Here is a 6,813-nt window from a genome sequence, read left to right as displayed (position 1 = left end):
TCATGCCTCATATCCATAATGTTAAATGGATTCGACTTATCTTCTACTGTACAAACTTTATTGCGTCAATAAACTTATTTTTGTCCAGTAATGAGCCTAGACATGTAAATTGTTTATGCCCCAAAGTGAGTTTCAACCTCCTAATTGATTAGGTAACCATTTTTCCTTTGTCCTACATTTCCTAATGCCAGAAGATAAACGGACGGGCCGATCAGAAAGATGTACCATCTCATTCAATGAGTTATCCAACTAGATAAACTGTCGGATAATCTGGTAGTTTTGACACATTGAAAATAATGAACAGCAAAAATGAAACTCACCCCGCAGAATTTGTAATGGGAATGTATATGTTGGCTGATATTGATGATAAAAAATTACTGCTTTCACAGATTTGGTTAATGATAAAAATCAATTCGTCCTAAAAGCGTACGCAAACAAGCAAGGAAAAAATCAATGGAACCTTATATGTTTTAGCATGGACTGGATTTCTGTAGCTATTCGAAATTTGCACAGATTTCCAGCCTTAGACTCCAATATCGATGTCAGAGTCATGCAAATTTATTCTTTAATAAGCTCTATTGATTGTCCCAACACGCTCCCACGTCCCCCATGCTTGCTCGGCAGTCAAATTTGGTTAATAAGCGCCGATAGCCTTTGCTAGTATATTGAGAACCTCTATCGCTATGAAACACTAAGCCCTTTGGTGGTTTTCGCAAGCTGTAAGCCTTCAAAAATGCTTTCTCAACTAAGCTTCTCGTCATGCGCTTAGAGATATGCCAGCCGACGATTCTGCGAGAATACAAATCCATTACAACTGCAAGATATAACCAACCTTCGCCAGTTTTAAGATAACTCACATCACCTGCCCAGACTTGGTTTGGCCCTACAGGATTAAAATTCATATTAAGCAAATTATCAGCCACGCTATCACTGTGCTTACGCTTTGTGGTGACTTTATAAGCCAGACGTTGCGTGACCACCAGTTTCAATCGCGCCATTAACTTAATAGTGCGATAACGAGTAATGCTAAACCCTTCTTTGCGTAGCGCTTTAGCTAACTCTCTACTACCTAGACTGTTTCGACTGGCTTTGAATAATGCTTTAGCTCGACGAAATAGCTCTAGAGTGTCAGCAGTGATAAGTTCACCAGGCTTTTTAAGCCAAACGTAATACGCTGACGAACTAACCTGCATCACTTTACACGCCATCGAAATAGGATATTTCGACTTAAGAGTATTGATAAATGAATACCTTACTTCATTTCTTTCGCAAAGAAGGCGCTGGCCTTTTTTAGTATTTCGCGCTCCATCAATAAGCGTTTATTCTCTTTGCGTAACAGCATAAGTTCGGTGCGTTCATCTACAGATAATGTATCGCCTTGAGTTAGCTTTTTGTGTTTAGCCACCCAGTTATAAAGAATTTTATCTGTAATACCTAAAGACGCTGCCGCTTGCACTATCGTGTAATTTTGTTCAAGAACCAAAGCGACAGCTTCTTGTTTAAAATCATCTGGATATTGTTTATTTATTCGTTTAGTCATATTCACCTCAATAATGGCATTATTATATTCCTTTATTGAAGTGTCCGGCTAATTCAACCACAACACAAAAATGTGTTTGTCGATATCGACCAAAAGCACTTAAACTAGCAGAAGGAGCCACTTTGACTCCTTCGGATTTCCAAATTTTAATAGTTAACCTCAATAACCAATTGATTAAAATTGATAAAAAATAAATCGTACCTTATATTGAAGTGTATCTTTTCGTTAAAATTTAAATAAAAGCAACAATAAATAGTCATTTTTGACGGATTTAAGTAAATAGTGCTTGTTTACAGAACTGGATTAATTCCATTATTTTTATCCAAAATAGTATAAAAACCATGTACAAGAATACGATAAGCCAAGAGGTTAATGAGTTAGTTATCGATGCGACTAAAGTTGGCGTCTGGGATTGGCATGTTAAAAATGATGGTCTTGTTTGTAATGAGCGTTGGGCTGAGATGATAGGGTATACCTTATCGGAGTTAATGCCTGTTGATTACCAAACCTGGTTAGATGTATTACACCCAGATGATTTGCCTAAGGCGATTAAAAATTATGATTACCACTGCCAAGGCCAAAGTGATCTTTGTGAGTTAGAAGTTCGTTTAAAACACAAAAACGGTCATTATGTGTGGGTATTGTCTACAGGCAAAGCGATTGCATGGGATGCAGAAGGCAAACCGACACGAATGATTGGGATGCACCAAGACATTACCTTTCGCAAAAAACAAGAAGAGCTGCTGGCTACCACAACCGAATTACTAAGAGAGTCTCAAGAGATTGGCAAGCTAGGTAGTTGGCAACTCAATTTGCATAACAATAACTTGATTTGGACAGATGAAACATACCGAATTTATGAAACAACTCCACAAGAATTTATTCCTACGGTTGAAATGGGAGTAAGTTATTTTTTACCCGATTCTAAAATATTATTATTAGAAGCGCTTGATGCTGCTATTCAACGTGGTGAGAATTATGACTTAGAGCTTGAAACTTATACTCTTAAAGGTCGAAAAATTGATGTTAGAACGACCTGTCATGTAACGTATGTTGAGGGTGTCGCTGAAAAGCTAAGTGGTATATTTCAAGATATTACCGACGCAAAAAATGATCAACGCAAACTTGAAAAAAGTAATCAGGTATTAAAAGAGTTAAACGATAAGTTAAAGTTTGCCGCAAATTATGACCCACTCACACATTTGCCAAACAGGAATTTGTTAGTGGATCGAATGCAGCAAGCGCTTATCAAAGCGCAGCGTAACAACAAACAAATAGCGATAGCCTTCTTAGACTTGGATGGTTTTAAAGAGGTCAATGATGTTTACGGTCACGATATAGGTGATGAGTTTCTTTGCCTTGTTGCAAATAGATTTAAAACGGTAATACGTGATGGGGATACACTTGCTCGATTTGGTGGCGATGAGTTTGTTTTGATTCTTGATGATTTAGACTGTCATCATCAAGCAAGAGACATATTACAGCGAATACTTTCTTCAATCGCAGAGGAATTTATTATTGAAAACAAACGCCTTTTTGTCACAGTGAGTATTGGTGTGACATATTTCCCGCAGGACAATAGTTACTCAGACATACTTATTCGTCATGCTGATCAAGCCATGTATAGGGCTAAAGAGCTTGGAAAGAATTGCATTCATGAATTTGACTTTGAAAATGATGTCGCGATAAAACTGCAGTATCGAGAGTTAGAACATATAAGCAATGGATTTAGTAACAATGAATTTTTGTTATTCTATCAACCAAAAATTAATATGGAAACTAATGAAATTATAGGTTTAGAGGCCCTTATCCGTTGGCAACACCCGACAGAAGGTCTGTTATCACCATTTCGTTTTTTGCCTTACATTGAAGAAGAGCCGTTAGGGATAGAGCTTGGTAAATGGGTCATTGACCAGGCTATAAAGCAGCATAATGAATGGCGACGCCTTGGCATAGTCATACCCATCAGTGTGAATGTCAGTCCATTACAACTTCAGCATGAAGATTTTATTAATCAATTAAATGAAGTGTTATTTCTCAATAATAGTTTTCAAGCGGGTCAGCTTGAATTTGAAATTCTAGAATCCAGTATTATTAAAGATACTCAGCACATCGCTGAGGTTATTAGCCAATGTAAACAGTTAGGGATACGTTTTTCGCTAGATGATTTTGGTACGGGGTTTTCATCTTTAAGTTATCTAAGGAAGCTGTCGACCGATGTTATTAAAATCGATCAATCCTTTGTCATCGATATGTTAGATGATATGGATGATCAGGCCATTGTTCAAAGTGTCATTGAATTATCAAAGGCATTTGGTCGTTTGGTGATAGCTGAAGGGGTTGAATCCCAGGAGCATGGTCGGCAATTACTCAAGATGGGATGCCATTTAGCACAAGGTTTCGGTATCGCAAGGCCAATGCCAGCAAGCGCAATCCCTAAGTGGATTTCGTTATGGCAGTCGTCTCCTCCTTGGATTTGTAAATAAAGCTTGTGAGTTAATATTTAGTGTGAATTGGACTTTGCGTGAACATTTTACGGAAACTCCTTTTCAACAATAGTTTCCGCCAGCACTTGTGTGGTAAACATATTCGATTAAGAGTAATCACCATCACTGACGAATTCTTGTTACTTTGTAAGTCGTATTTTTACGTTATCTGATAAGCTAAGATGTTATTTCTAACATGCTAACTAATGACTTATAAGGTTTGATAAACATGGTTTTTTCTAAAAAATTCCCAGCTTTTGAATAACAACTCTAAATAATTATATACATCAAATGTTGTATATACCTTATTGACAAGCTTTCATAACACCATAGGCTAACAAGTAGTCTGTTTACAGTAACGGGGATAATATTATATGAACTAAAAGAATTGGCCAATTTCGAAACAAATCGGGTCGCTCGCTTTACTTTGTTCGATTGTAATTTTTGCTCTTATGTCATTTTTCTCATATAAAACAGCATCAACAACATTAAATAACAAGGCTATAAATGCAATTAGTGCTCAAATGCAAAGCAATGCAGAACTAATTAAATTGCAATATGACAGTATGTTAGCGTTGGCTGAAAGTAGTGCGGAAATTCTCCGAACACTTTATCCCGAAAAACTGTACCTAGATGGATCTACAGTTCCAATTGCGAACATCACAGCTCCATCATTAATGCATGGCACAGAGCAAATCAACACATCTAACACCAAAGTTGACAAATACACTGAGCTGACTGGCGGCGTTGCAACTATTTTTGTGCGCAATCAAGATGATTTTACCCGAATTTCTACTTCACTTCGAAAAGCAGATGGAGAGCGTGCAACTGGAACTAATTTAGGCATCGGTCATCCTGGATATCAACGACTCATCAAGGGCGAAGATTACCAAGGTTATGCAAAACTGTTTGGCAAAGATTACATGACTATCTATCGCCCACTTAAAAGCGATACAGGGCAGGTTATAGCTATTCTGTTTACTGGTTTTGACATTACTGAGTCCGTGGCTCAAATCCAGCAGGCCATTAAGCAACAAATACTCGAAGAGTCAGGCTACTACGCAATTATACGAAACTCCGACAATAACATTATAGTTCACAAAAACGTTAACAATGACTCAGCTTTTGATCCATCACTGTTTTATGGACTGCCAATTGAAAAAATCTTAACTAACCGAGAACCTCTTTTTTATACATCTTCTAATGGCGAAAATATGTTTGCTTACTCCATACCAATCTTAGGTTGGAATTGGACTATGACAGGCTTAGTGCTTGAAGCAGAATTACATGATGAAAGTATGGGGATTCTGAAGCTTAATTTGCTCATAGCTGTTATCGGTATCATTCTAATATCAGCACTCTTATTCAGTGTAATTAAAAGTGCCATTAGCCCTTTGCAAAGACTCAAGTCAAAAATTGCCACATTAGGCCAAGGCGATTTATCACAACATTTTGAATTAAGTGATCCTGATAGCGAAAATGAAGTTGACTAAATAACAATGAGTATCAGTAAAATGGCCACAAATCTGTGCTTACTGATTAACTCATTGCAACAATCTGTAGTGAGTTTGGAGCATCACGCTCAAAACAGTCAACAAGTCGCATCTGTTAACGGAAATGAAGCAAAATCTTTACTTCAACAAACTGAACACATTGCAACAGCCATCGAAGAAATGTCTGCATCTATTAAAAATGTAGCAGAAAACTCTGGGCAAGGTGCTTTGCAAGCGCAAGAAATCGATAATGCTTCAAACGATGGACACAGGCAATTAACACAGGTCGTAATTGCAATGCAATCGCTGAGTGAGCAGCTCACCCAAACTCAAAAGAACATTGAGGGAGTCAACCATGAGAGTGTGGCAATCAGTAAAGTGACTGAAGTTATTAATAGTATTGCTGAACAAACAAATCTATTAGCGCTGAACGCTGCAATTGAAGCAGCTCGTGCTGGAGAGCAAGGGCGCGGTTTTGCGGTGGTTGCCGATGAAGTGAGATCGTTAGCCAAACGTACTCAAGAATCTATCAGTATCATTAGTTCGACTATTAGTAATTTGCAAAAACAAGTTGAAATTACCACGTCACAAATGAAACAGTGCCAAGAATTAGGTTTATCTTCTGTTGAACAGGGAGATGCGGCTAATAGTCAATTAAGTCAAATTAACGCTAATATCGCTGAAATGGCAATGATATCTTCAAGTATCGCAGCAGCAACAAAAGAGCAAAGTACAGTTGCTGATGAGGTTTCTATTAGTCTTCATGCAATCTCTTCTCTTGCTTCTGACAGTGATGAACGAGCGACGAAAGCGGTTAAAGGGGCCAATGAACTTACATCGTTAGCGCAGAATATTAAAGGCCAAATTGAAGTCTTTAGAGTAAAATGAATCAACCACACAGTACTTACCCGCTCCATTTGAGCGGGTATTGGGGATGTCATTAAAATTATTAAGCGAGCTAATAGTGCTTAGTAAGATTGCACATTATCGTGATGAATTATTATATACCTCATCTTAATCCAGTTTAAAATCAAGCGATAATGACTAAATGGCTGTTTATCATTACCTTTGATACTTTAATTAACCTTAATTATATGAAGCAATTCTATTGATTGGTTCGGTTCACCGCTAACGTTTTCTAGTCGCTTGACCAACTTTTAACATAGATAGCAGATCTTCCTGAATTAGGTTCAAAAAGTAATGTAAGTAAGTTACTCAATACCGTAGGAGGAAAAAAGCTAAATCGACACCACATAGAAGCACTAAGTCAGCGCTTTGGTGTGCCTGTATCATT

Annotated in this window: 3 protein-coding genes and 1 pseudogene; 3 read left to right on the top strand and 1 reads right to left on the bottom strand. The window is 37.6% G+C overall.

What is annotated here, in order from left to right:
• Positions 1-581 precede the first annotated feature (581 nt).
• Positions 582-1,540: pseudogene (locus H5185_RS20535) on the bottom strand (IS3 family transposase); the annotation flags it as partial.
• 341 nt (positions 1,541-1,881) lie between these two features.
• On the opposite strand from H5185_RS20535, the gene H5185_RS20530 reads away from it, so the two are divergent.
• The 3 genes from H5185_RS20530 to H5185_RS23310 all read left to right on the top strand — a co-directional run bounded on the left by H5185_RS20530 (position 1,882) and on the right by H5185_RS23310 (position 6,407).
• Complete coding sequence (locus H5185_RS20530) at positions 1,882-4,026, top strand: GGDEF domain-containing phosphodiesterase (protein WP_182743032.1); 2,145 nt, start codon at positions 1,882-1,884, stop codon at positions 4,024-4,026.
• Positions 4,027-4,478: 452 nt separating this feature from the next.
• Positions 4,479-5,519, top strand: a complete 1,041-nt coding sequence (locus H5185_RS23315; RefSeq protein WP_310741688.1) for a Cache 3/Cache 2 fusion domain-containing protein — start codon at positions 4,479-4,481, stop codon at positions 5,517-5,519.
• Between the two features lie 21 nt (positions 5,520-5,540).
• Positions 5,541-6,407: a methyl-accepting chemotaxis protein gene (locus H5185_RS23310; RefSeq protein ID WP_310741686.1), complete on the top strand. Its 867-nt coding sequence runs from the start codon at positions 5,541-5,543 to the stop codon at positions 6,405-6,407.
• Positions 6,408-6,813: the final 406 nt, after the last annotated feature.

The sequence above is a fragment of the Shewanella sp. SG44-6 genome, assembly GCF_014164185.1.
GTDB classification, from domain to species: domain Bacteria; phylum Pseudomonadota; class Gammaproteobacteria; order Enterobacterales; family Shewanellaceae; genus Shewanella; species Shewanella vesiculosa.
The sequence above is the reverse complement of the archived record's forward strand: the minus strand, read 5'-3'. Positions and strand labels throughout refer to the sequence as shown.